Source organism: Acinetobacter sp. SwsAc4 (assembly GCF_013391535.1).
GTDB lineage: Bacteria > Pseudomonadota > Gammaproteobacteria > Pseudomonadales > Moraxellaceae > Acinetobacter.
In genome coordinates this window covers 52630-76333 of record NZ_JACAXC010000014.1, presented here as the reverse complement: position 1 = coordinate 76333, position 23704 = coordinate 52630, and the positions used below count along the sequence as shown (strand labels likewise).

Here is a 23704-nt window from a genome sequence, read left to right as displayed (position 1 = left end):
CTCCATTCCTTAACGGTTACCGTCCACAGTTCTACTTCCGTACAACTGACGTAACTGGCGCAATCAAGTTACAAGAAGGCGTAGAAATGGTTATGCCTGGTGACAACGTTGAGATGTCAGTAGAGTTGATCCACCCGATCGCAATGGACCCAGGTCTACGTTTTGCGATCCGTGAAGGTGGTCGTACTGTAGGTGCGGGTGTTGTTGCTAAAGTAACTGCATAAGCCCAATATTATATTACATTCAAATCGAAAGCTTCGGCTTTCGATTTGCTTCATAGGCTAGTAGTTCAATTGGTAGAGCGTCGGTCTCCAAAACCGAATGTTGGGGGTTCGAGTCCCTCCTGGCCTGCCACTTTTTTTTAATAAAAAAAGCTTAATTCTGGCTAAGTTGTCATATAATAATTCGCGAATTCTACGACGAGTAAAAAAATGTCGAATGATAAATCGCGTGACGCATTAAGCGACGCGCCAATCCCTCAAAGAAATAATGCTGCAGAAGTTATAAATGCAAATTCTCCACTTGATATTGTCTTGTGGTTAATTGCAATTGTTTTGTTAGTTGGTTCAGCATTGGTAAATCAACATTTACCAGCCTATTGGGCACCTGCAAATGATATTTGGGTGCGCGTTGGGGTAATTTTGGCTTGTGTCGTCGTCGCTTTAGGTTTATTATACTCCACCCATCAAGGCAAAGGCTTTGTGCGTTTGTTGCAAGATGCGCGAATTGAACTGCGTCGAGTGACCTGGCCAACAAAACAAGAGACGATCACAACATCGTGGCAAGTGCTTTTGGTTGTGGTTGTTGCATCATTGGTTTTATGGTGTTTCGATTACGGGTTAGGTTGGTTTATTAAGTTAATTATCGGGTAAGAGTGCGATGAAACGTTGGTATATTATTCATGCCTATTCAGGTTTTGAAAAACAAGTGATGCGTTCACTTAATGACCGAATCCAGCGCAGCACTGTTGCTGATAGTTTTGGTGAAGTCCTTGTTCCTACTGAAGAAGTAGTGGAAATGAAGGATGGTAAGAAGCGTAAGTCTGAGCGTAAATTTTTTCCTGGCTATGTATTAGTCGAAATGGAAATGAATGATGATACTTGGCACATCGTTAAAGAGTGCCCAAAGGTTCTAGGTTTTATTGGTGGTACACCAGAAAAACCAGCACCAATTTCTCAACGTGAAGCTGATGCAATTCTTGCGCGTGTACGTAATACAGGTGAAGCACCTCGTCCTAAGACAATGTTTGAGCCTGGTGAAGAATTACTCGTAGTTGATGGTCCGTTCACTGACTTTAAAGGGGTCGTGGAGGAAGTACAATACGAAAAGTCACGTTTAACGTTGACGATTAATGTATTTAATCGACCAACGCAAGTTGAACTCGAGTTTCGACAAGTCGAAAAAACGATTTAATTTGAGTTGGTTGGTAAGCGCCCGATTTGATCGGGCATTGTTGTTCTAACACTTCGGTGTTGTTTAATTTTTTGGGGAGCCTGACGGCGTTTGTACCCAGAGGTAATTTTCAATGGCTAAGAAGATTGACGGCTATATCAAGCTGCAAGTTCCAGCTGGTAAAGCAAATCCATCTCCACCAATTGGTCCTGCTTTAGGTCAACGTGGTGTAAACATCATGGCATTCTGTAAAGAATTCAATGCTGCTACACAAAAACTTGAAGTTGGCTTGCCAATTCCTGTCGTGATCACTGTGTACAACGATAAGTCGTTCACATTCATCATGAAAACTCCACCTGCATCTATTCTTCTTAAGAAAGCTGCTGGTATTCAAAAGGGTTCTTCTGTACCTAACAAAACTAAAGTTGGTAAGTTGACTCGTGCTCAATTAGAAGAAATTGCGACTACTAAAGAACCAGATTTAACTGGTGCTGATTTAGACGCTCGTGTGCGTACCATTGCTGGTTCTGCACGTTCTATGGGCTTGGAAGTGGAGCTATAAGACATGGCAAAGTTAACTAAACGTCAAAAAGCCATTGCTGCTGCTGTAGAAGCAAACAAAGTTTATACTTTGGAAGAAGCAGTACAAGTTCTTAACAGCCTTCCAGCTGCGAAGTTCAAAGAATCATTAGACATCTCTGTAAACCTTGGTGTTGATCCACGTAAATCTGATCAGGTTGTTCGTGGTGCGACGACTTTACCTGCAGGTACAGGTAAAACTGTACGTGTAGCAGTATTTGCTCAAGGTGCTGCTGCTGAAGCTGCAAAAGAAGCTGGTGCAGATGTTGTGGGATTTGATGACCTTGCTGAAAGCATTCAAGGTGGAAATCTTGATTTCGACGTAGTGATTGCTGCTCCTGATGCAATGCGCGTTGTTGGTAAGTTAGGTACAATTCTTGGTCCACGTGGCTTAATGCCAAACCCTAAAGTGGGTACAGTAACGCCTGACGTTGCGAACGCGGTTAAGAATGCCAAATCTGGTCAGGCACGTTACCGTGTAGACAAAGCGGGTATCATCCACGCTGCAATCGGTCAACTTGGCTTTAGCGAAGAAGCTGTACGTCAAAACGTTGAGACTTTAATTGCAGATTTAAAACGTTTAAAACCTGCAACTTCTAAAGGTGTATACGTTAAGAAGATCACTTTAAGCTCTACTATGGGCCCAGGTCTTACTGTTGATGTAAACAACGTTTCTAAGTAATTAGACAGAATTTTAAAGCCCTGAGTAAAAATCAAAGTGCTGCTTTGATTTTTACGCAAGAAACGCGCTGTCGTATTTTGCGAACTTAGGCAAACTTTGAATTGATAAATGAAGATTTATCAGCGTCAAAGACCTCAGGCGAGGCAGGTTTTAGGATTTGCTTCTTAAAATACCAGTCTGAGTAGACGCGGTGGTGTGATTTGTTGCTCCTCCGCGTGTAAGTCGAAAGGCTTACGAATTGGGAGTGTGCCTGTATAGGTGCATAGATCACCGTTAGGAGGTTTTACAATGGCTCTTCTTATCGAAGGCAAAAAACAGATCGTTGCAGAAGTAAGCGAAGTTGCTTCTAAAGCGTTTTCTGTTGTTGTGGCTAACTATCAAGGTTCAAGCGTAGAGCAGTTGACACAACTTCGTGTTGAAGCTCGTAAGTTGGGTGTTACAACGCGTATCGTACGTAACACTTTGGCTAAGCGCGCATTAGAAGGTACTCAATTCGATATCTTAAATGACAACCTTGTTGGCCCAACCATTCTCGGTTTCTCAACTTCTGAAGATGACATGGGTGCAGCTGCACGCTTGTTCGAAGAATTTGCGAAAACTAACAAAGCATTTGAACTTAAAGCTGCCGCATTTGACGGTAAGGTTTATCAAGGTGCTGACGTTAGCGTAATTGCAAACCTTCCGAACCAAGAAAAAGCGCTTACTATGCTCGCGTCTGTTCTTCAAGCTCCTATTTCGAAATTGGGTCGCCTTATTACAGCGCTCAAAGAGAAAAACGAGTCAGAAGCGGCTTAATCCTATTTTCACACCATTCAATATCCATTTGGAGTTATTCTCATGGCTTTAACAAACGAAGAAATCTTAAACGCAGTTGCTGAAAAAACTGTTCTTGAACTTGTTGAATTAATCTCTGCTTTCGAAGAGAAATTTAACGTATCTGCTGCTGCTGTTGCTGTTGCTGCTGCTCCAGGCGCTGCTGCTGCTGCTGAAGAACAAACTGAATTCAACGTTGAGTTGACTTCTTTCGGCGCGAACAAAGTTGCTGTAATTAAAGCAGTTCGTGAAGCAACTGGTCTTGGTCTTAAAGAAGCGAAAGATCTTGTTGAAGGCGCTCCTGCTGTTCTTAAAGAAGGCGTTTCTAAAGAAGAAGGCGAAGAACTTAAGAAGAAGCTTGAAGAAGCTGGTGCTACAGTTACACTTAAGTAATGCTGTAGGGAGTCGATTTTTTCAAAATCGGCTCCAAAAAATGGCTGATGGCTCTTGGGTCATCAGCCTTTTTGCGTTACAATAATCGGCTCGTTTTTTGATAGTTTTACGCTTATTGTGCGTATTATTTAAACAAAATTCATGAAATCAAACGCTTACCAATATTTTTTTGCTTATAAAAATATTGTTAAGCGTTTTAATACCACTAAAAATTGCAGCATTTGTAAACAGTGGTGGCCATATCGGCCTGCGTAATTCCTTCTAGACCCGTTCTGCAGGCGGGTTTAGTTTACTTTCCGAGGACTCCAGATGGCATACTCATATACCGAAAAGAAACGGATCCGTAAGAATTTTGGTAAATTGCCCCACGTAATGGAAGCACCGTACTTACTGTCGATTCAGGTCGATTCGTACCGTACATTCTTACAAGGCGGTAAAGCTCCAAAAAATCGCGAAGATATCGGTCTCCAAGCCGCATTTCGTTCAGTTTTTCCTATTGAAAGTTATTCTGGCAATGCTGCTTTAGAATTTGTTGAGTATAGTCTTGGTAAGCCTGAGTTTGACGTGCGTGAATGTATTTTACGTGGTTCAACTTATGCAGCACCAATGCGCGTAAAAATTCGTTTGATCATTAAAGATCGTGAAACGAAATCAATTAAAGACGTTCGTGAACAAGAAGTTTACATGGGTGAAATGCCACTCATGACCGATAACGGTACGTTCGTGATCAATGGTACTGAGCGTGTCATCGTATCTCAATTACACCGTTCACCAGGTGTATTCTTTGACCATGACAAGGGTAAAACCCACTCAAGTGGTAAAGTGTTGTATTCAGCACGTATTATCCCTTACCGTGGTTCATGGTTAGATTTTGAATTTGATGCTAAAGATTTAGTATTCGTACGTATTGACCGTCGTCGTAAGCTGCTTGCAACGGTGATTCTACGTGCCTTGAATTACAGCAATGAACAAATCTTGAATTTGTTCTATGAAAAAGTACCTGTATATCTTGATATGGGTAGCTATCAGATTGATCTTGTTCCAGATCGCTTACGTGGTGAAATGGCACAATTTGATATCTTAGACAATGATGGTAAAGCGATCGTTGAACAAGGTAAACGTATTAATGCACGTCACGTACGTCAAATGGAAGCTGCCAACTTAGCCAAGCTTTCTGTACCTGATGAATATTTATATGAGCGTATTACAGCTGAAGATATCACACTGAAAAGTGGTGATGTGATTCCTGCGAATACCGTACTTAGCCATGACATCATGGTGAAGATCGCTGAAGGTGGTGTTAAACAGTTTAACATCCTGTTCACGAACGACATCGATCGTGGTCCTTTCGTTGCAGATACATTGCGTGCGGATACAACAACAGGTCGTGAAGAAGCACTTGTTGAAATCTATAAAGTCATGCGTCCAGGCGAACCACCAACGAAAGAAGCTGCTGAGAACTTATTCAACAACTTATTCTTCTCTTCTGAGCGTTATGACCTTTCTCCAGTGGGTCGTATGAAGTTCAACCGTCGTTTGGGTCGTCCTTACGAAGTGGGTACGGATCAGAAGTCACGTGAAGTTGAAGGGATTCTGTCACACGACGATATTATTGATGTATTACGTACATTAGTAGAAATTCGTAATGGTAAAGGCGAAGTCGACGATATCGATCACTTGGGTAACCGTCGTGTACGTTCTGTTGGTGAAATGACAGAAAACCAATTCCGTGTTGGTTTAGTTCGTGTTGAGCGTGCTGTTAAAGAACGTTTAAGCCAAGCAGAAACAGATAACTTGTCTCCACAAGATTTGATCAACGCAAAACCCGTTGCTGCTGCAATCAAAGAATTCTTTGGTTCAAGCCAATTGTCTCAGTTCATGGACCAAAACAATCCATTGTCTGAGATTACACATAAACGTCGTGTATCTGCGCTTGGTCCTGGTGGTTTGACACGTGAACGCGCGGGCTTCGAAGTACGTGACGTACATCAAACTCACTACGGTCGTGTTTGTCCAATTGAAACGCCTGAAGGTCCAAACATTGGTTTGATCAACTCGCTTTCTGTTTATGCAAAAGCGAATGACTTCGGTTTCTTGGAAACACCATACCGTAAAGTTGTAGATGGTCGTGTAACTGATGAAGTTGAATATTTATCTGCAATTGAAGAAGTAGGCACTGTCATTGCACAAGCCGACTCAGCAGTGGATAAAGATGGTAACTTGACTGAAGAAATGGTTTCTGTACGTCATCAAGGTGAATTCGTACGTATGTCGCCTGAGCGCGTAACACATATGGACGTTTCTGCACAGCAGGTTGTTTCTGTTGCAGCGTCATTAATTCCATTCCTTGAACACGATGACGCAAACCGTGCATTGATGGGTTCGAACATGCAACGTCAGGCTGTTCCTACACTTCGTGCTGACAAACCACTTGTCGGGACGGGTATGGAAGCAAACGTAGCACGCGACTCTGGTGTATGTGTGATCGCGGGTCGTGGTGGTGTAATTGAATATGTTGATGCATCTCGTATCGTTATTCGTGTTAACGAAGATGAAATGATTGCAGGTGAAGCAGGTGTAGACATCTATAACCTGATCAAATACACACGTTCAAACCAAAATACATGTATCAACCAAAACGTTATCGTAAACTTGGGTGACAAAGTTGCTCGTGGTGATATCTTGGCTGATGGTCCATCGACTGACATGGGTGAACTTGCGCTAGGTCAAAACATGCGCGTCGCGTTCATGACATGGAACGGTTATAACTACGAAGACTCGATCTTACTTTCTGAGCGTGTTCTTCAAGAAGACCGTTTAACGTCAATTCACATTCAAGAATTGTCATGTGTCGCACGTGATACTAAGTTAGGTGCAGAAGAAATTACTGCCGATATTCCTAACGTTGGTGAAGCTGCACTGTCTAAATTGGATGAGTCAGGTATTGTTTATATCGGTGCTGAAGTGACTGCAGGTGACATCCTTGTTGGTAAGGTAACGCCTAAAGGTGAAACTCAGTTAACACCTGAAGAAAAATTACTTCGCGCAATCTTTGGTGAAAAAGCGGCTGACGTAAAAGACTCGTCTTTACGTGTTCCGTCTGGTACTAAAGGTACAGTGATTGACGTTCAAGTCTTCACACGTGATGGTTTAGAAAAAGATGAACGTGCTCAAGCAATTGAGAAAGCTCAGCTTGACGCATACCGTAAAGACTTGAAAGAAGAATACAAAATCTTCGAAGAAGCAGCACGTGAACGTATTGTTCGTTTGTTGAAAGGTCAAGAATCTAACGGTGGTGGTTCAACTAAACGCGGTGATAAACTTTCTGAAGACGTATTGTCTGGTTTAGAGCTTGTTGATTTACTTGAAATCCAGCCAAATGATGAAGCAATTGCTGAGCGTTTAACTCAAATTCAAGTGTTCTTGAAAGAGAAGAGTTACGAGATTGACGAGAAGTTTGCTGAGAAGAAGCGTAAACTTTCTACAGGTGATGAATTAACAACTGGCGTATTGAAAGTTGTTAAGGTTTACCTTGCAGTTAAACGTCGTATCCAGCCTGGTGATAAGATGGCGGGTCGTCACGGTAACAAGGGTGTTGTATCAAACATCTTACCAGTTGAAGACATGCCACATGATGCGAATGGTGTACCCGTCGACATCGTATTGAACCCATTAGGTGTACCGTCACGTATGAACGTGGGTCAGATTCTTGAGACTCACTTGGGTATGGCGGCGAAAGGTCTTGGCGATAAGATCGAAAAAATGTTGAAAGAACAACGTACAGTGATTGAACTGCGTGAATTCTTAGACAAGATTTATAACAAGGTTGGTGGTGAGCAGGAAGAGCTTGATAGCTTGACTGACGCAGAAATCTTGGCGCTTTCAGGTAACTTGCGTGCTGGTGTTCCATTAGCGACCCCTGTATTTGATGGTGCTGAAGAAAGCCAGATCAAAGACTTACTTGAATTGGCAGACATTTCTCGTACAGGTCAAACAGTATTGTTTGATGGTCGTACAGGTGAACAGTTTGACCGTCCTGTAACTGTAGGTTACATGTACATGCTCAAATTGAACCACTTGGTTGATGACAAGATGCATGCGCGTTCAACAGGTTCTTACTCACTTGTGACTCAACAGCCGCTTGGTGGTAAAGCACAATTCGGTGGTCAGCGTTTCGGTGAGATGGAAGTATGGGCACTTGAAGCATACGGTGCTGCATATACGCTCCAAGAAATGCTTACAGTGAAGTCGGATGACGTCGAAGGTCGTACACGCATCTATAAGAATATTGTAGATGGAAACCATTATATGGATCCGGGTATGCCTGAATCGTTCAACGTATTGACCAAAGAGATCCGTTCTTTAGGTATCAACATTGAACTGAAAAATGGTGACTAAATCCCCCTCGATCCCCCTTTATTAAAGGGGGAAGTTCTCCTCTTTCTTAAAGAGGGGTTAGGGGAGATTCCAAATTTCAGTAAAAACAATATTTGTGACCCAGTCGGAAGAGCGTAGCTCCCCGACACACGGAGAAAAAAATTGAAAGACTTGCTCGATATCATGCGTAAGAAAACGGATTCAGAAGGTCATGCACCTGTTGAATTTGACCGTATCCGTATTGGTCTTGCGTCACCAGAGATGATTAAGTCATGGTCTCACGGTGAAGTTAAAAAGCCTGAAACCATTAACTACCGTACGTTTAAACCTGAACGTGACGGTTTGTTCTGTGCCAAAATCTTTGGTCCAGTAAAAGATTATGAATGCTTGTGTGGTAAATACAAGCGTATGAAATACAAAGGCGTCATTTGTGAAAAATGTGGCGTTGAAGTAACAACTGCAAAAGTGCGTCGTGAGCGTATGGGTCACATTGACCTTGCTTCTCCAGTTGCACACATCTGGTTCTTAAAATCATTACCGAGCCGTATCGGTTTACTGCTTGATATGACATTACGTGATATCGAACGTGTATTGTATTTCGAATCTTATGTTGTTACTGATCCTGGTATGACTCCGTTTGAAAAGTATCAACTTTTAACAGACGAAGAATACTACAATGCACTTGAAGAACACGGTGATGAATTCACTGCGAAAATGGGTGCAGAAGCAATTCAGGATTTATTAAAAGATATCGATCTTGAAGCTGAGATTGCGCGTTTACGTGAAGAAATTCCACAAACAACGTCTGAGACGAAACTTAAAAAAGCGTCTAAGCGTTTGAAATTGATGGAAGCATTCAAAGATTCAAACAATAAGCCTGAATGGATGGTGATGAACGTACTACCTGTACTTCCACCAGACTTACGTCCGCTTGTACCACTTGAAGGTGGTCGTTTCGCGACTTCAGACTTGAACGATTTATATCGTCGTGTGATCAACCGTAACAACCGTTTGAAGCGTCTTCTTGACCTTGCAGCGCCAGACATTATCGTACGTAACGAAAAACGTATGTTACAAGAGTCTGTTGATGCGTTGCTTGATAACGGTCGTCGTGGTCGTGCAATTACAGGTTCGAACAAACGTCCATTGAAATCTTTGGCAGATATGATCAAAGGTAAACAAGGTCGTTTCCGTCAAAACTTACTTGGTAAGCGTGTTGACTATTCTGGTCGTTCGGTCATTACCGTAGGTCCTACTTTACGTCTGCACCAATGTGGTCTTCCGAAGAAGATGGCACTTGAATTATTCAAGCCATTTATTTTCGCGAAACTACAAGCATCTGGCCAAGCAACAACCATTAAAGCTGCGAAGAAAATGGTTGAGCGCGAAACGCCAGAAGTTTGGGACGTTCTAGCTTCTGTCATTCGTCAACATCCAGTCATGTTGAACCGTGCGCCAACACTTCACCGTCTAGGTCTTCAAGCATTTGAACCTATTCTGATCGAAGGTAAGGCAATCCGTCTTCACCCACTCGTATGTGCTGCGTTTAACGCCGACTTCGATGGTGACCAAATGGCGGTACACGTTCCATTGACATTGGAAGCACAGTTAGAAGCACGTGCGTTGATGATGTCGACCAACAACATCTTGTCACCTGCAAATGGTGAGCCGATCATCGTTCCTTCTCAGGACGTTGTCTTGGGTCTTTACTACATCACACGTGATGCAGTAAATGCCAAAGGTGAAGGCATGGTGTTTGCCGATACTCACGAAGTTAACCGTGCATTAGCAACGGGTAAAGTTGCGATCCATGCACGTGTAAAAGTACGTGTACATCAAACTGTAATTGATGAAAACGGTAACCGTGAAAATCAAACAATTATTGTTGATACAACACCTGGTCGTTGCTTGTTATGGGAAGTCGTTCCACAAGGTTTAAGCTTCGATATGATCAACCTTGAGATGACTAAGAAAAACATCTCTAAGTTAATCAACTCTTGCTACCGCAAACTTGGTTTGAAAGATACTGTTATCTTCGCTGACCAATTGATGTATTTGGGCTTCCGTCAAGCGACGCGTTCAGGTGTATCTGTTGGTATGGAAGACATGTTGATTCCACCAACCAAGCATACGATTATCGATAAAGCTGAAACCGAAGTTCGTGAAATCGAACAACAGTTTGAGCAAGGTTTCGTCACTGCAGGTGAGCGTTATAACAAAGTTGTCGATATTTGGGCGCGTACTAACGACCAAGTTGCGAAAGCGATGATGGATAACTTGTCTTATACCCTTGTTAAAAACAAACAAGGTGAAGATGAGAAACAGAAATCATTCAACTCGATTTATATGATGTCTGACTCGGGTGCCCGTGGTAGTGCGGCGCAGATCCGTCAGCTTGCTGGTATGCGAGGTTTGATGGCGAAGCCAGATGGCTCGATCATTGAGACCCCAATTAAAGCAAACTTCCGTGAAGGTTTGACGGTACTTCAGTACTTCATTTCAACACACGGTGCGCGTAAAGGTTTGGCCGATACCGCATTGAAAACTGCGAACTCGGGTTACTTGACACGTCGTCTTGTAGACGTAGCACAAGATTTGGTGATTACTGAATCTGACTGTGGTACAGCGGGTGGCCTAGTGATGACACCATTCATTCAAGGTGGTGACGTTATTGAACCATTACGCGATCGCGTATTAGGTCGTGTAACGGCTGAAGATGTACGTCGTGCATCTGATGATGAAGTTGTACTTCCACGTGGTACGTTAATTGACGAGAAAATTGCTGCTCAGCTTGAAGAAGCGGGTGTCGATGAAGTCAAAGTACGTTCAGTGATTGCATGTGAATCTACATTCGGTGTATGTGCGCGTTGTTATGGTCGTGACCTTGCACGTGGTCACTTGGTGAACCCAGGTGAATCAGTGGGTGTTATGGCTGCACAATCAATTGGTGAGCCAGGTACACAGTTAACGATGCGTACGTTCCACGTGGGTGGTGCTGCGAGCCGAACGTCTGCTGCAAACAGTGTTCAAGTCCGTAACAAAGGTACTGTACGTTTCCACAACGTGAAAACTGTACAACATGCCAAAGGTCACTTGGTGTCAGTTTCACGTTCAGGTGAAATTGGTATTGCGGATGAATTAGGTCGTGAACGTGAGCGTTATAAACTTCCTTACGGTGCAACCATCTTGTTGAAAGATGGTGAAGCTGTAGAAGCGGGCGGTATCGTGGCGACTTGGGATCCACATACACATCCACTTGTTACCGAAGTTGCTGGTAAAGCGCGTTTCAGCCAGATCGCTGATGGCGTAACTGCAACATCGAAAACTGATGATGCAACGGGTATGACCACTGTTGAAATCTTGCCTGTAACAGCTCGTCCTGCTTCTGGTAAAGATTTACGTCCTGCAATTGTGTTGGATACAACAGATGGTGGCGAACAATTCTACTTCTTACCACAAAATACGATTGTAACCGTTCGTGATGGCGCAACGATTGGTGTGGGTGATGTACTTGGTCGTGTACCACAAGAAACTTCACGTACCCGTGATATTACCGGTGGTCTTCCACGCGTAGCTGACTTGTTCGAAGCACGTAAACCGAAAGAACATGCGATCTTGGCAGAAGTGTCTGGTATCGTGAGCTTTGGTAAAGAGACCAAAGGTAAGAACCGTTTAGTGATCACACCTGATGATGGTTCAGAGATCTACGAAGAGTTGATTCCTAAATGGCGTCAAATCAACGTGTTCGAGGGTGAGCATGTAAACCGTGGTGAAACCATTTCTGATGGTCCACAAAACCCACATGACATCTTGCGTTTGAAAGGTGAAGTAGCATTAACTAACTACATCGTGAACGAAGTTCAAGACGTTTACCGTCTCCAAGGTGTAAAAATCAACGATAAGCACATCGAAGTTGTTGTACGTCAAATGTTGCGTAAAGTTGATATCACCGATGGCGGTGATACAAGCTTCATCAAGGGTGAGCAAGTGGATTACATCCGCGTTGTTCAAGAGAACCAAGCTGTCTTGGCTCAGAACAAGTTCCCAGCGAAGTTTGAACGTCAATTGATGGGTATCACCAAAGCGTCGCTTTCTACTGACTCATTCATTTCTGCTGCATCGTTCCAGGAAACAACACGAGTGTTAACTGAAGCTGCTGTAACAGGTAAAGAAGATGATTTACGTGGTTTGAAAGAAAACGTTGTTGTGGGTCGCTTGATCCCAGCGGGTACAGGTCTTGCATATCACTTAGAGCGTCGTCGTCAAGAGGCAGAAGCTGCTGAATTTGAACTTCATAATGATTTCAGTGAAGTTGACCAAGCATTTAGTCAAGCGTTGAACTCAGACCAGTTCTAAGTCTTAACGAATTAAAAAAGGCACCTTTGGGTGCCTTTTTTATGTTTGAAAATAGCAAAATGATTGTATTTAGAAAACCAAACTAAGTTTTCATAGATATAAATTAGTGTGATTGTATAAATTGATTCACTTGTTGGGTATATGCATTATCTTCTCCCAAAGATCTATTTATTTCACGATGTGAAAGTGGGAGTGATAATAATTGTGCGGATGTCCCAAGTTTTTGTGCTTGCTGAATAAATTGTTGAGCCTGTATACAGGGTTGATCAGGGCGAGTGGTTGAGCAAACAGCGAGAAATGCAGGTAAACTTTGATGTAGTTGTAAGATCGGAGATAGAGCTTTCCAGTTTTCAGGTTGTTGGCCAAAGGCTCGATCATAAAATCGAGCGTGCCGATTTTGCATTATTTTTTCGATATCGTAAGCAGCACTATCTAAGGCAATCGTTGCTCGCCAAGGTTGCGGTTGTGGAGTTAACCACGAGGGCCGTACTGTAACTAAGCTGACTAAATGTGCACCAGCAGAATGCCCTACCAAAATAAGCCGTTTTGAGTTTGCATGCCAATCATTTGCATGTTTTTGAATATAGAGTAAAGCATTTGATATATCTTGAGTCTGTTGCTGTACGGTTGCATTTGGAACTAATCGGTAATTAACGGAGATCAAAAGCCACCCACGTTTACCCCAATAATCGACTTTATTTTTTACTACTGCAGCATTATTTTTATCCCCTATACTCCAAGCACCACCATGTACCATAACGATGATTGGGGCTAGATTATTATCGGTGTGTGGTTTAGATGGGAAATAGATATCCATCATTTGTTGGGAATCATGACCATAAGCAATATTTTTATGTGATTCTACTTTTGCTAATGTTTGGAACTTGAAAAAATTTGCCTGAGTTGCAGAATTCAAACTCATCAAGATCAACATGGATAGCATAAATCTTGTCATTTTTTGGCCCCTGTTAAATTATATTTTTACATTGAGCCACACATTTTGTTTTCATGCTGATTAGATTGGAACTTTGACTTCATTTCCAATAACATAATTCAATCAACAGTGTAGTACTGTATTGATCAAAGATTCTTGCATTTAGTTTATTTTATTACAAAAAGAAAAGAATGCACTTAGAGCAATTACATAATCTGATTATTTTCTCACAAAAATCAGATTATGCTTAGACTATAAAGTTGAGGAGTTTTGGACATGAAAAAAACAATGGGTTTAATTTCAACATTAGTATTATCTACTTTGATGTTTACAGGCTGCCAAAACATGAGCGCATCTGATCAGCGTATTGGTGCAGCAGCATTGGGTGGTGCAGTTGGTGGTGGTGTTGGTAATCATGTAGGTGGCGGCTTAGGAGCGGGTGTAGGTGCAGCAGCAGGTGCTGGTGTAGGTGCAAATGCCAAGGGTGGTAGTAGTAATTCAACCACAAGTAGTGCAATTGGCGCAGGGATTGGTTCTGTGATTGGTAAGTCTATTTTTGGTGGTGATACTGGTGCAGCGATTGGCGGCGCAATTGGTGGTGGCGCTGGTGCTGCAATCCAAGAAAAGAAAAGATAATTTCTCAGATTCAAAAATGCCTGCAAAACCTTGCAGGCATTTTTATATGCGTAAAATTAAGCACTGGCTTTGGGCTTTTTCAGACGGATATACAGAACCTTTTCAACTTCTGCAATTTGCGTTCCCGCATCATCCACAATATTCAATGTATAGTTTCGAAATACAGGTTCATGATTTTCAGCCAGTTGCTTAATTTCCGCAATTTCAGTGGCACTGAGCTGTATATCCGCATAGACGGTGCTGCGACCAGGTGACAGGAAATTAATAGAAGCACTTTTGTCCCAAACAATATATTTATGTCCTAAATGATGCATGAGAATCAGCATATAAAAGGGATCAACCATCGAATATAAACTGCCCCCAAAATGTGTTCCGACGATATTACGATTTTTTCTAGTCAGCGGCATTTTGACACGAATGAAGTAACGATCAAGATCAAATGTTTCGATTGCAATGCCTGCCCCACGATAAGGGGAATAATGATTCAGCATAAATTTAGAAATCGCTGGAACGGTTCGAATTTTTTTGAAAAAGTCTTTCATGGTCAATTTTTTTTCTTGCAACGCTATTCATACTCCATAAGTATCATTTTTAGTGCATCGCTGGCAATGGCTGTTTTATAACCAAGCGGATAGAAAACAAAATAGGAAAGAATTATGCAAGCACAAGTAAAAACAGTAACCACTTCTGATCAACAAAGCCTCTGTGTCAAAACATGGGGGGATGAAAAGAAAACACCATTGGTGTTAGTACATGGTTATCCCGATAATCAAGAAGTATGGGAGCCGATTATTGAGGAATTGGTTGATGACTATTATGTGGTTACTTACGATGTTCGTGGTGCAGGTTTGTCATCAATTCCAAAGCGTATTAAAGACTATCGATTACCGCGTTTATCTTTGGATTTACAAGAAGTCGTTGATGAAGTGTTACCCAACCGCAATTTCCATATGGCAGCGCATGACTGGGGTTCTTTACAGTCTTGGGAATCAGTAACTGAACCTAAGTTAAAAGGCCGTTTACTATCTTATACAACAATCTCAGGCCCTTGCTTGGATCATGCTTCCTTATATTTGCGTGAAAAGTTTAAATCTACACCAAGTAATGTACTGAAAATGCTGACTAAATCTTGGTATATTGGTGCTTTCCATTTGCCATTGGTTGCTCCAACCGTATGGACTTTCTTTAGTCCAGAAAAGTGGGGTAAGATTTTAAGTGGCTTAGAGAAAAAACAAAATTTGCCATTAAATGCAAATATTATGTCAGATGGTAAATACGGTATTAATTTGTATCGTGCTAACTTTATTCCTTCACTGGCTCAACCACGCCAACGCTATGCTCAATGTCCTGTACAGGCGATTGTATTAAAACGCGATGCATTTGTTAGCCCTGAGTATATTACCGAATCAATGCCAAAATGGGTCGAAAACTTTGAATATGTTGAACTTGATGCCAATCACTGGGCAGTTCTAAGTCAGCCAACTAAAATTGCTGAACTCATCCGTCATTTTGTAAAACGCCAGACTGTTTGAGGCTTTAGCGGATTAATCAAAATAAAAATCACTTAAAACAGATTGCAATTTGGCGACATTTTCAGCTTCTATACAATGAATCTGCTAGAATGTCGCCTTTCTTTTTGCTCCTAAATTTTCTCCATGAATGCTGTCGTAATTGCGATTGCCGTGATGTTTATTTTGTCACTGGCACGCGTTTCTGTTGTTCTCACTTTGGTCATATCAGCCATTATTGGTGGTTTGGTTGCTGGACTGAGCCTTTCTCAAACTGTAGAAGCTTTTAATGCAGGACTGGGAGATGGTGCTGAAGTCGCTTTGGCTTATGCTGTTCTAGGTGCTTTTGCCTTAGCATTATCTAAATCTGGTTTACCAGATTTACTTGCACATAAACTGATTGGTTTATTAGGAATGGAAGCCAGTAAAAATCAAGAAAAAAAAGTGAAATATCTTTTATTAACGATTTTACTCATCGCTGCAATTTTCTCTCAAAATCTAATCCCAGTTCATATTGCTTTTATTCCTGTATTGGTTCCGCCATTGTTAAAAGTGATGAATCACCTCAAGCTTGATCGACGTGCGGCAGCATGTGTACTGACGTTGGGTTTAGTTGGAACATATATCTTCTTACCTGTGGGCTTTGGTGCCATTTTCCTTGAACAAATTTTGATGGGGAATATCAATAAAATTGGGGCTGCATATGGTTTGCATGTAGAACGTAGCATGATGCCTATAGGCATGGCGATACCTGTTTTGGGTATGGTTTTAGGTACTTTAGTCGCTGTGTTTATTAGTTATCGTAAGCCCCGTGAATATGTTGATCGATCAATTTCACCCGTTACAAGCATTGATTTGGATAAACCACTACGAGCAACAACACAAGCTGAATATGACCTCAAGGCGGATGCTGAAGAGTTGAAGCATGAAGCTGAAAATGTACCTTATATTTCCAAAAAAACCATGCTCATGGCGTTACTTGCAATCGGTTTAACCTTAGTTGCGCAGTTGTATTCAGGTTCGATGATTTTAGGTGGCCTGGTTGGTTTTGCTGTGTTATCCGCTTCTGGTATCTTTAAATGGCAAGAAGCCGATGATGTGTTTGTGCAAGGGATGCGGATGATGGCCTTAGTTGGTTTTATCATGATTTCCGCGGCAGGTTTTGCTTCAGTCATGACGCATACAGGCGACATTGCTCATCTAGTGAATGGCGTTGTACATATCATTGGTGATAATCATGCTTTAGCTGCATTCTTGATGCTATTTATTGGCTTGTTTGTCACGATCGGTATTGGTTCATCTTTCTCAAGTGTGCCTGTGCTGGCAGTGATTTATGTGCCACTCTGCGTACAATTTGGATTCTCACCTTTGGCGACAATTGCATTGATTGGTACTGCTGCTGCATTAGGTGATGCAGGTTCGCCTGCCTCAGATTCAACATTAGGACCTACAGCAGGACTAGGTATAGATGGTCAACATGATCATATTTGGGATACTGTAGTGCCAACATTTATACATTTTAATATCCCGCTACTTATTTTTGGCTGGATCGCAGCAATGGTTTTATAATGAATAGAGAATGGTTCCATAAGGAACCATTTTTTATATTAAGAAATAATAAAATATCATTTATATTAAATATAATAATTATGCTTATTAAATAATAACTATATTTATTTTAAACCACCTTGATATGAATAGTTGCTATTTATTTATCATGGAAGAAATAAAGTGAAATTTTTTGTCTTTTTATTCCTGTTTATTATATTAAGTTCTCATTCTATTTTGTAATAAAACTAAATTTATTTAGTGTATACTTTAAAAGATTTATTTTAAATATATATTTAAGCTGGTTAATTCTGATAAAAACACTTGGTTTTCAATTGGTTAATCATAGTAAATTAGTTTGATTTATAAATAATTACATATCTTTACAAATTTATATTGTTGTTAATCAGATATTTGTAAAAATAATTAAATTGGTCGGAATTAATATGTATTGCATAAAATAAAAAGACATGATTATTATTAAATACAGGTTGAAATTTTGATTAAAGAGGTTTTTTTAAATGCTAAAAAAATTATTAGTTATTACATTATTGGGGTTGTCTTCAACTGCGTTTGCAGGTGGTTTTCAGGTTAAGGTCGGTGGTAGTGTTATTGCGCCAACTGCAGATACAACAGTAGCTCCAGGTGCTGTAGTTAAAGGTGATCATGAATTCGCATTTACACCTTCAGTAGAATATTTCTTTGGTGATACGCCTTTTTCAGCTGAGGTTTTGCTTGCTAACCCAATTAATCACGATGTTCTATTAAATGGTGAGAAAGTTGCAAGTGTTCGTCAATTACCACCGACAATCACAGCAAAATATAACTTTAAGAATTCAACTCGATTTACTCCATATATTGGTGTTGGTGGTACAGCCTTCATTGCATGGCACGAAAAGGGCTTAGCTGATGACGTGAAAAATACTTATGGTTTTGCTGGTCAGTTAGGTTTTAATTTCCAACCTGCTGACGCTAAAAACTGGGGTGTATATATGGATGTTCGATATGCAGATCTTAGCCCTGAAGTTAAGTTGGTTAATGGTACGAAGTTTGATTTAGACCTAAATCCAATGGTCTATACTTTGGGCTATAGCTATAAATTCTAAGTCGATTTAGATTTAAAGAAACCTCACAAATCGTGAGGTTTTTTATTTTGCAATCGTAATATAAAACAGATACAAGCCTGAAACAGAGCGTGCGGTAAGCTAAGAACGAGTTTTTAATAAGTTGTGATCGGTGATGAAAAAATTATTAAGCTCAGCATTATTTCTTATGTCATTACTCATTTTATCTCAAACCCATGCTGCCAGTTTCTCATGCAAAGCTGCAAAATTGAAATCGGAACAACAGATTTGTAATGATCGTGGTTTAAATGATGCGGATGTAAAACTGGCAACAACTTACCAGATTATTTTGCACGCACTACCTATGGGAGGGTGTGATGCAGAAAAAGATAAGCAATTCCAATGGTTGAAACAGCGTAATTCATGTGCAGCAAATACTCCTTGTCTTCGTCGTGCATATGCACAAAGACAACAGCAATTGGATCAACTTCTACAAACACGTATATTGAGCCAAGGACCATTCTAATTGTTCTTTTGTGCATTTTTTAACTGAAAAAATAAAACACAAGGATTGAAATATTCAAGATATGCACCATTCATAAATCATTCCAAATATATAAGCCTCAAGATAAGGAGTGATTTATGAGTGAACAAGTCGCACAAAATTATAGTTTCCAAGCTGAAGTTGCTCAGTTATTACATTTGGTGACACATTCGCTGTATTCCAACCCAGAAATTTTCTTACGTGAACTGATTTCAAATGCCTCGGATGCTTGCGATAAGTTACGTTTTGAAGGGATTAATCACCCTGAATATTATGAAAATGATGCCAACTTGCATGTTCGTGTGAGCTTGGATAAAGAGAATAAAACTTTAACTATTTCCGATAATGGTATTGGCCTGAGCCAACAAGAGGCGATAGAGAATCTTGGTACGATTGCAAAATCGGGCACTAAAGATTTTATGTCAAAGTTAAGTGGTGATCAGAAAGCCGACGCACAGTTAATTGGTCAATTTGGTGTTGGTTTTTATTCTGGATTTATTGTAGCCGATAAAATTACGGTTGAATCACGCCGCGCTGGTTTAGAGTCTGCTGAGGGTGTGCGTTGGATCAGTGGCGGTACAGGTGAGTTCGAGGTTCAAACAATTGAGAAAGAAACCCGTGGTACCGATATCATCTTGCATTTACGTGATGATGCACTCGACTATTTAGAGTCGTGGAAAGTTAAACAAATCATCAATAAGTATTCAGATCACATCAGCTTGCCAATCGAAATGCAAAAAGAAATATGGCAAGAAGAGGAAGTCGCTGAAGGTGAAGAGCCTAAAGGCGGTCAGATGGTGAAGACGGATGAATGGGAGGCGATTAACTCTGCTAGTGCATTATGGACACGCAGTAAGAGCGAAATCACTGATGAGCAATATATCGACTTTTATAAAAACCTCAGCCATGATTTTGCAGAACCTCTAGCATGGGCACATAACCGTGTCGAAGGTAGTACTGAATATACGCAATTATTGTATATCCCAAGTCAAGCCAAACAAGATCTGTTTACACGTGAAGCAAAAGCGGGCATCAAATTGTATGTGAAGCGTGTATTCATTTTGGATGAAGCAGACAACCTCATTCCAAACTATTTACGTTTTGTACAAGGCGTGGTCGATAGTGCTGATTTACCATTAAATGTCAGTCGTGAATTACTTCAAGAAAGCCGTGATGTGAAAACCATTCGTGAAGGTAATGCGCGTCGTGTATTGACCTTACTGGATGGCTTGGCGAAATCGGAAGATGAGAAAGACCAAGAGAAATTTAGAACCTTCTACACCGAATTTGGCTCAGTATTGAAAGAAGGTCTAGGCGAAGACACGGGCAATCGTGAGCGTATCTTGAAATTATTGCGTTATGCAACTTCAAATCATGATGAGATCAGTACTTCTTTTGCCGACTATAAAGCACGTATGAAAGAAGGACAGAAAGCGATTTATTATGTGACTGCGGATAATTTAACGGCTGCGAAAAACTCACCACAACTTGAAGTATTCAAGAAGAAAGGCATTGAAGTTTTACTCATGGCAGATCGTGTTGATGAGTGGGCAATGAATTTTGTCTTTGAGTTTGATGGTACGCCATTACAGAACGTGTCTAAAGGTGCAGTTGATCTTGGTGATCTACAGGATGCGGATGAGAAAAAGGCGCTTGAGGAAGCGGCTGAACAATTTAAACCTGTGGTGGAGCGTTTAAGCAGCTCATTGAAAGACAAAACCAAAGAAGTGCGAGTAACGACACGTTTGGTGGATTCACCAGCATGTTTGGTAACGAGTGAGGGTGAGCTTTCTCCGCAATTGATTCGCATGTTGAAACAGGCAGGTCAGGCTGTTCCTGAAAGCAAGCCAACGCTGGAAATTAACCCTGAACATCCATTGGTAAGAAAACTAGAAAACTCAGCACAGTTTGATGATCTCGCGAATGTGATCTTCGATCAGGCGGTAATTGCTGAAGGTGGCTTACCAGAAGATCCTGCGGCTTATGTCAAACGTATCAACAGCTTGTTATTACAATAAGTGATTTGACCTAAAAACCTCTGCTTCGGCAGAGGTTTTTTATGTCTATGGATAACATTTGAGTTATCCACAGTTGTGCTGATATTTTCATCAGAACAACGTTTCAAGACGAACGAAAGTACTCACATAATGATTTCGATCCTCGCGATGATCATTGAAATAGTTGAGATCACCTTGTACATAGAACCACTCACGCCATAAAGGTTGTCTCCAAGAAACAAAAGGGCCCCAACTGTTTAGACGTAAGTCATTATTGTTGTAATAGCCACCTGTATAGAGACCGTAATTAAAATTGTTATGCGCAAAGAATTGGTGTTGGCGGAAAATGCGATTGTCCCATAACAAATCATCATCTTGCTTGTCAGCGTAAGTTAAACTGAATTGATTTGAAAGAAAAGGTTGGTTAGGGCGAGCATGTATCAATTCTAAATTTGTACGCAAATAGTTCTCACTTTGACTACCATATCGATAGATTTGTTCAGCATTAAAGTGGAAATCATTGTGCAAATCCCAATGCTTCTCAGCTCTTAGACGTAAGTAAACATCATCACCAGAACGAATACCAATATCTGCATCTGTATCAAATGGTAGCTTTTTGGAGAAATTAGACCAACGTAATGCAATAGAGCCATTACTATCTCGTGTCTGTTTGGAATCAAACTTCTTATCTGGATCTTGATTTGGTTGTGTATTGGTATTGGCAATATTGTTTTTAAATTCGTCATCTAGAGAATCATCACCAAAAACTACGCTAAGTTTTTTTTCTAAAGTTGGAAGTTTGATTTTTCCTCGAATACGAGGTTTAACCTCATAGTTATCATATTCATTCCAATAATTGTCCAACATAAAACGAATCGTTGCTGAAGCTGGTTTTTCTGGGTCGACATCACCAAACCAGTCATCAATCTTAACCGAGGTTCGATCAGCCCAGTTGCGAATATCACGCTGTTTACGATCAACCCAAGTTTTATTCTCAGTTTCAGCGGTTGAAGGAACAATAGATTGATCAGATTGTTCAGGAAGAACGGTGGGGCTCGCATCTACCCATTTAGGAATATAGTCTAAGAAATTTTCTTGATTTGATATTTCCGCTTTGGGAATATTATTCTCAGTTTGTTCAACCGATTCAGTTGCAGCATTGACAGTTGTTGATAAACCGAATGGAAGTGCAATGAGCGTATATAAAATATATGATGGTACGGTTTGATTTAAAGTCGTCATAGTTAAAACTTATATATTGTTCTTCATTTAACTTTTGATTATTCAAGCAATAAAATCAAGCTAAAGACACAAAAAACAGCAATTTAACAATGCGTTTGAAAATTTGAATGAGTATTTATGAAAATCCACCATGAAACTTGCAATGAGCAATCACAAGTTTGATGGTGGATTAGAGGTATCTTAAAAATGGATATTTAGGTCGCTGAAACATCCGCATTTTCGAGTGCTTGATAGAGATCATGAACTGAAATTGGTTGAGGTAGGCGGCTAATCACTTGACGTATTAATTGCCATGTATAGCCGTCTGCACGATCTAACAATAGATACGGATAAGCTTGATCTTCGCTCGATAATTTTACGCGTTCTGCGCCGTGTAGCACTCTGATTTTTTGACGCTCTTTGAGTAGGATGACTGGCGTCAAAAAAGTCGCTGTTGTTTCTTCAAAAGGAATAAACTTTTGCGTGTTAATAAAGGCAGCAGGAATATAAGGGTAAGATCGCTCACTACGCTGCCAAACTTGATTACCATTCATGATACATTCATTAAATAGTGTTTCATGTTGGTGGTAATGTTGTTTAAAAATGACCCAGTCTGTTTGATGAATCGAGCTTGTTTGAGTATGACGTTTGTCTGTATAAGCTTGTAAGATTGTTGCAGCATATTCGACACTATGAGTACCAATAAGGACGACATAATGTGAAAACTGTCCTTGAGCATAAAGCTGTTCAGCAACAAAGATTTGAGCTGTTTCCCAAATAGGTTGAACGTCATTCTCAGCTTTTAAATATAACCAATCAATTTTAATATTTTGATTAATCTCATCGTGTAGCTCTACACGATATAAAGATGGAAATGTTTTAGGATCGATACGCTCTAAGCGACATACGAGTCCATCTAAATTAAAATCTTTTAGTGCAACAGGTTTCGCTTTATTTAGATTTGCAACAGGACGCACATTTTGTCTAAAACTTGGTTTAGGCTTTGCGACCGTTGGTATACTTGGTGTTGGAGTATTGGGTACAGATTGAATTCTTTCCTGAATAATTGCTTCGAGTTGTGCTTCAAAATTCGCAGTTTCTTCTCTCATAGCAGATAATCTGTCCTTGTGAATTGTCTGATTTGAATCTAATGATAAATTTGTTGAAGTTTGATGAATTGACTCTAAAACAGGAATAAGACTTTTGAGTTCATCATCTGTTTTTATATAATCACTTGTACTCGTTTGAATCCATTCAAGTGCTTGTCGAGTAGATGTAAACCAAGGGCTCTTTATAAAAGACAATGCAGGACGAATAACCCAAATTTGCCAATGCTGTGACTGACGTAAAGCTGCCCATCCCATGTCGCCTGATGCAAATAAAGCATGTTCAACATGCCCCATAAATTTAAATGTTCCGCGATAAGTGAGTGCATACCCAAAGCTTTCTAATTCTTCAGCCGAAAATTCTTCTTGTTGAATAAATTCTTTAAATGGAGTGAGTTGTTCTTGAAACAATGGATCGTCACAAGAAGCACAAATATCCTTAATACGTTGCTTTGATTTTGCGATCTCAAAAAGTGAGTTTTTATCGTTGTTTAGCCCAACAATCAGATGTTTGAGCTCATCAACCAATAATGCTTTCTCTAATACGTCCATTG

Annotated in this window: 18 protein-coding genes, 1 tRNA gene and 1 pseudogene; 16 read left to right on the top strand and 4 right to left on the bottom strand. The window is 40.6% G+C overall.

Annotated elements, in window-relative coordinates:
- The 10 genes and pseudogenes from HYG88_RS08745 to rpoC all read left to right on the top strand — a co-directional run.
- Nucleotides 1-224 (top strand): annotated as a pseudogene (locus HYG88_RS08745) (elongation factor Tu); the annotation flags it as partial.
- A gap of 54 nt (nt 225-278) precedes the next feature.
- Nucleotides 279-354, top strand: a tRNA-Trp gene (locus HYG88_RS08740).
- A gap of 77 nt (nt 355-431) precedes the next feature.
- Nucleotides 432-872: a preprotein translocase subunit SecE gene (gene secE, locus HYG88_RS08735; protein ID WP_178882932.1), complete on the top strand. Its 441-nt coding sequence runs from the start codon at nt 432-434 to the stop codon at nt 870-872.
- Between the two features lie 7 nt (nt 873-879).
- Entirely contained in the window at nt 880-1413 is a 534-nt protein-coding gene (gene nusG, locus HYG88_RS08730) for a transcription termination/antitermination protein NusG (RefSeq protein WP_004659359.1), read from the top strand.
- Nucleotides 1414-1525: 112 nt separating this feature from the next.
- Nucleotides 1526-1954 carry a 50S ribosomal protein L11 gene (rplK, locus tag HYG88_RS08725; protein ID WP_004637639.1) on the top strand — a complete coding sequence of 143 codons (429 nt, stop codon included), beginning with the start codon at nt 1526-1528 and terminating at the stop codon, nt 1952-1954.
- A gap of 3 nt (nt 1955-1957) precedes the next feature.
- The gene (rplA, locus tag HYG88_RS08720) at nt 1958-2653 is read left to right on the top strand and encodes a 50S ribosomal protein L1 (protein ID WP_005163060.1); all 696 of its coding nucleotides are present in this window, start codon (nt 1958-1960) and stop codon (nt 2651-2653) included.
- Nucleotides 2654-2941: 288 nt separating this feature from the next.
- On the top strand, nt 2942-3448 hold the full coding sequence (gene rplJ, locus HYG88_RS08715) for a 50S ribosomal protein L10 (RefSeq protein ID WP_005163057.1): 507 nt from the start codon (nt 2942-2944) through the stop codon (nt 3446-3448).
- A gap of 42 nt (nt 3449-3490) precedes the next feature.
- Entirely contained in the window at nt 3491-3859 is a 369-nt protein-coding gene (rplL, locus tag HYG88_RS08710) for a 50S ribosomal protein L7/L12 (RefSeq protein ID WP_004656287.1), read from the top strand.
- Between the two features lie 309 nt (nt 3860-4168).
- The gene (gene rpoB / locus HYG88_RS08705; protein ID WP_178882931.1) at nt 4169-8257 is read left to right on the top strand and encodes a DNA-directed RNA polymerase subunit beta; all 4089 of its coding nucleotides are present in this window, start codon (nt 4169-4171) and stop codon (nt 8255-8257) included.
- A gap of 141 nt (nt 8258-8398) precedes the next feature.
- Nucleotides 8399-12592, top strand: coding sequence for a DNA-directed RNA polymerase subunit beta' (gene rpoC, locus HYG88_RS08700; protein ID WP_178882930.1), 4194 nt, complete (start codon nt 8399-8401; stop codon nt 12590-12592).
- A 103-nt stretch (nt 12593-12695) separates the two neighbouring features.
- On the opposite strand, the gene HYG88_RS08695 is transcribed toward rpoC, so the two are convergent.
- Nucleotides 12696-13547 carry an alpha/beta hydrolase gene (locus HYG88_RS08695; protein ID WP_178882929.1) on the bottom strand — a complete coding sequence of 284 codons (852 nt, stop codon included), beginning with the start codon at nt 13545-13547 and terminating at the stop codon, nt 12696-12698.
- Between the two features lie 255 nt (nt 13548-13802).
- Between HYG88_RS08695 and HYG88_RS08690 the strand changes: the two genes are divergently transcribed.
- Nucleotides 13803-14162 (top strand): YMGG-like glycine zipper-containing protein, encoded by a 360-nt coding sequence (locus HYG88_RS08690; protein ID WP_005163042.1) that lies wholly within the window; start codon nt 13803-13805, stop codon nt 14160-14162.
- A 56-nt stretch (nt 14163-14218) separates the two neighbouring features.
- On the opposite strand, the gene HYG88_RS08685 is transcribed toward HYG88_RS08690, so the two are convergent.
- Nucleotides 14219-14725 (bottom strand): DUF4442 domain-containing protein, encoded by a 507-nt coding sequence (locus tag HYG88_RS08685; protein WP_178882928.1) that lies wholly within the window; start codon nt 14723-14725, stop codon nt 14219-14221.
- A gap of 93 nt (nt 14726-14818) precedes the next feature.
- Between HYG88_RS08685 and HYG88_RS08680 the strand changes: the two genes are divergently transcribed.
- The 5 genes from HYG88_RS08680 to htpG all read left to right on the top strand — a co-directional run bounded on the left by HYG88_RS08680 (nt 14819) and on the right by htpG (nt 20844).
- Nucleotides 14819-15694, top strand: a complete 876-nt coding sequence (locus HYG88_RS08680; RefSeq protein ID WP_178882927.1) for an alpha/beta fold hydrolase — start codon at nt 14819-14821, stop codon at nt 15692-15694.
- 123 nt (nt 15695-15817) lie between these two features.
- A complete protein-coding gene (locus HYG88_RS08675; RefSeq protein WP_178882926.1) occupies nt 15818-17239 on the top strand; it encodes a Na+/H+ antiporter family protein in 1422 nt (473 codons plus the stop codon).
- 500 nt (nt 17240-17739) lie between these two features.
- Nucleotides 17740-18324 carry an OmpW family protein gene (locus HYG88_RS08670; RefSeq protein ID WP_178882925.1) on the top strand — a complete coding sequence of 195 codons (585 nt, stop codon included), beginning with the start codon at nt 17740-17742 and terminating at the stop codon, nt 18322-18324.
- A gap of 133 nt (nt 18325-18457) precedes the next feature.
- Nucleotides 18458-18808, top strand: coding sequence for a lysozyme inhibitor LprI family protein (locus tag HYG88_RS08665; RefSeq protein ID WP_178882924.1), 351 nt, complete (start codon nt 18458-18460; stop codon nt 18806-18808).
- A gap of 116 nt (nt 18809-18924) precedes the next feature.
- A complete protein-coding gene (htpG, locus tag HYG88_RS08660) occupies nt 18925-20844 on the top strand; it encodes a molecular chaperone HtpG (protein ID WP_178882923.1) in 1920 nt (639 codons plus the stop codon).
- Nucleotides 20845-20934: 90 nt separating this feature from the next.
- Here the strand turns inward: htpG and HYG88_RS08655 are convergent, their stop codons facing one another.
- Nucleotides 20935-22065: a hypothetical protein gene (locus HYG88_RS08655; protein ID WP_178882922.1), complete on the bottom strand. Its 1131-nt coding sequence runs from the start codon at nt 22063-22065 to the stop codon at nt 20935-20937.
- Between the two features lie 194 nt (nt 22066-22259).
- A complete protein-coding gene (locus HYG88_RS08650; protein WP_178882921.1) occupies nt 22260-23702 on the bottom strand; it encodes a hypothetical protein in 1443 nt (480 codons plus the stop codon).
- Nucleotides 23703-23704: the final 2 nt, after the last annotated feature.

What these genes read in the sequence shown, in the direction of transcription:
- secE (WP_178882932.1), top strand. Translation starts at nt 432, where the DNA reads ATGTCGAATGATAAATCGCGTGACGCATTAAGCGACGCGCCAATCCCT.
- nusG (WP_004659359.1), top strand. Translation starts at nt 880, where the DNA reads ATGAAACGTTGGTATATTATTCATGCCTATTCAGGTTTTGAAAAACAA.
- rplK (WP_004637639.1), top strand. Translation starts at nt 1,526, where the DNA reads ATGGCTAAGAAGATTGACGGCTATATCAAGCTGCAAGTTCCAGCTGGT.
- rplA (WP_005163060.1), top strand. Translation starts at nt 1,958, where the DNA reads ATGGCAAAGTTAACTAAACGTCAAAAAGCCATTGCTGCTGCTGTAGAA.
- rplJ (WP_005163057.1), top strand. Translation starts at nt 2,942, where the DNA reads ATGGCTCTTCTTATCGAAGGCAAAAAACAGATCGTTGCAGAAGTAAGC.
- rplL (WP_004656287.1), top strand. Translation starts at nt 3,491, where the DNA reads ATGGCTTTAACAAACGAAGAAATCTTAAACGCAGTTGCTGAAAAAACT.
- rpoB (WP_178882931.1), top strand. Translation starts at nt 4,169, where the DNA reads ATGGCATACTCATATACCGAAAAGAAACGGATCCGTAAGAATTTTGGT.
- HYG88_RS08695 (WP_178882929.1), bottom strand. Translation starts at nt 13,547, where the DNA reads ATGACAAGATTTATGCTATCCATGTTGATCTTGATGAGTTTGAATTCT.
- HYG88_RS08690 (WP_005163042.1), top strand. Translation starts at nt 13,803, where the DNA reads ATGAAAAAAACAATGGGTTTAATTTCAACATTAGTATTATCTACTTTG.
- HYG88_RS08680 (WP_178882927.1), top strand. Translation starts at nt 14,819, where the DNA reads ATGCAAGCACAAGTAAAAACAGTAACCACTTCTGATCAACAAAGCCTC.
- HYG88_RS08675 (WP_178882926.1), top strand. Translation starts at nt 15,818, where the DNA reads ATGAATGCTGTCGTAATTGCGATTGCCGTGATGTTTATTTTGTCACTG.
- HYG88_RS08670 (WP_178882925.1), top strand. Translation starts at nt 17,740, where the DNA reads ATGCTAAAAAAATTATTAGTTATTACATTATTGGGGTTGTCTTCAACT.
- HYG88_RS08665 (WP_178882924.1), top strand. Translation starts at nt 18,458, where the DNA reads ATGAAAAAATTATTAAGCTCAGCATTATTTCTTATGTCATTACTCATT.
- htpG (WP_178882923.1), top strand. Translation starts at nt 18,925, where the DNA reads ATGAGTGAACAAGTCGCACAAAATTATAGTTTCCAAGCTGAAGTTGCT.
- HYG88_RS08655 (WP_178882922.1), bottom strand. Translation starts at nt 22,065, where the DNA reads ATGACGACTTTAAATCAAACCGTACCATCATATATTTTATATACGCTC.
- HYG88_RS08650 (WP_178882921.1), bottom strand. Translation starts at nt 23,702, where the DNA reads ATGGACGTATTAGAGAAAGCATTATTGGTTGATGAGCTCAAACATCTG.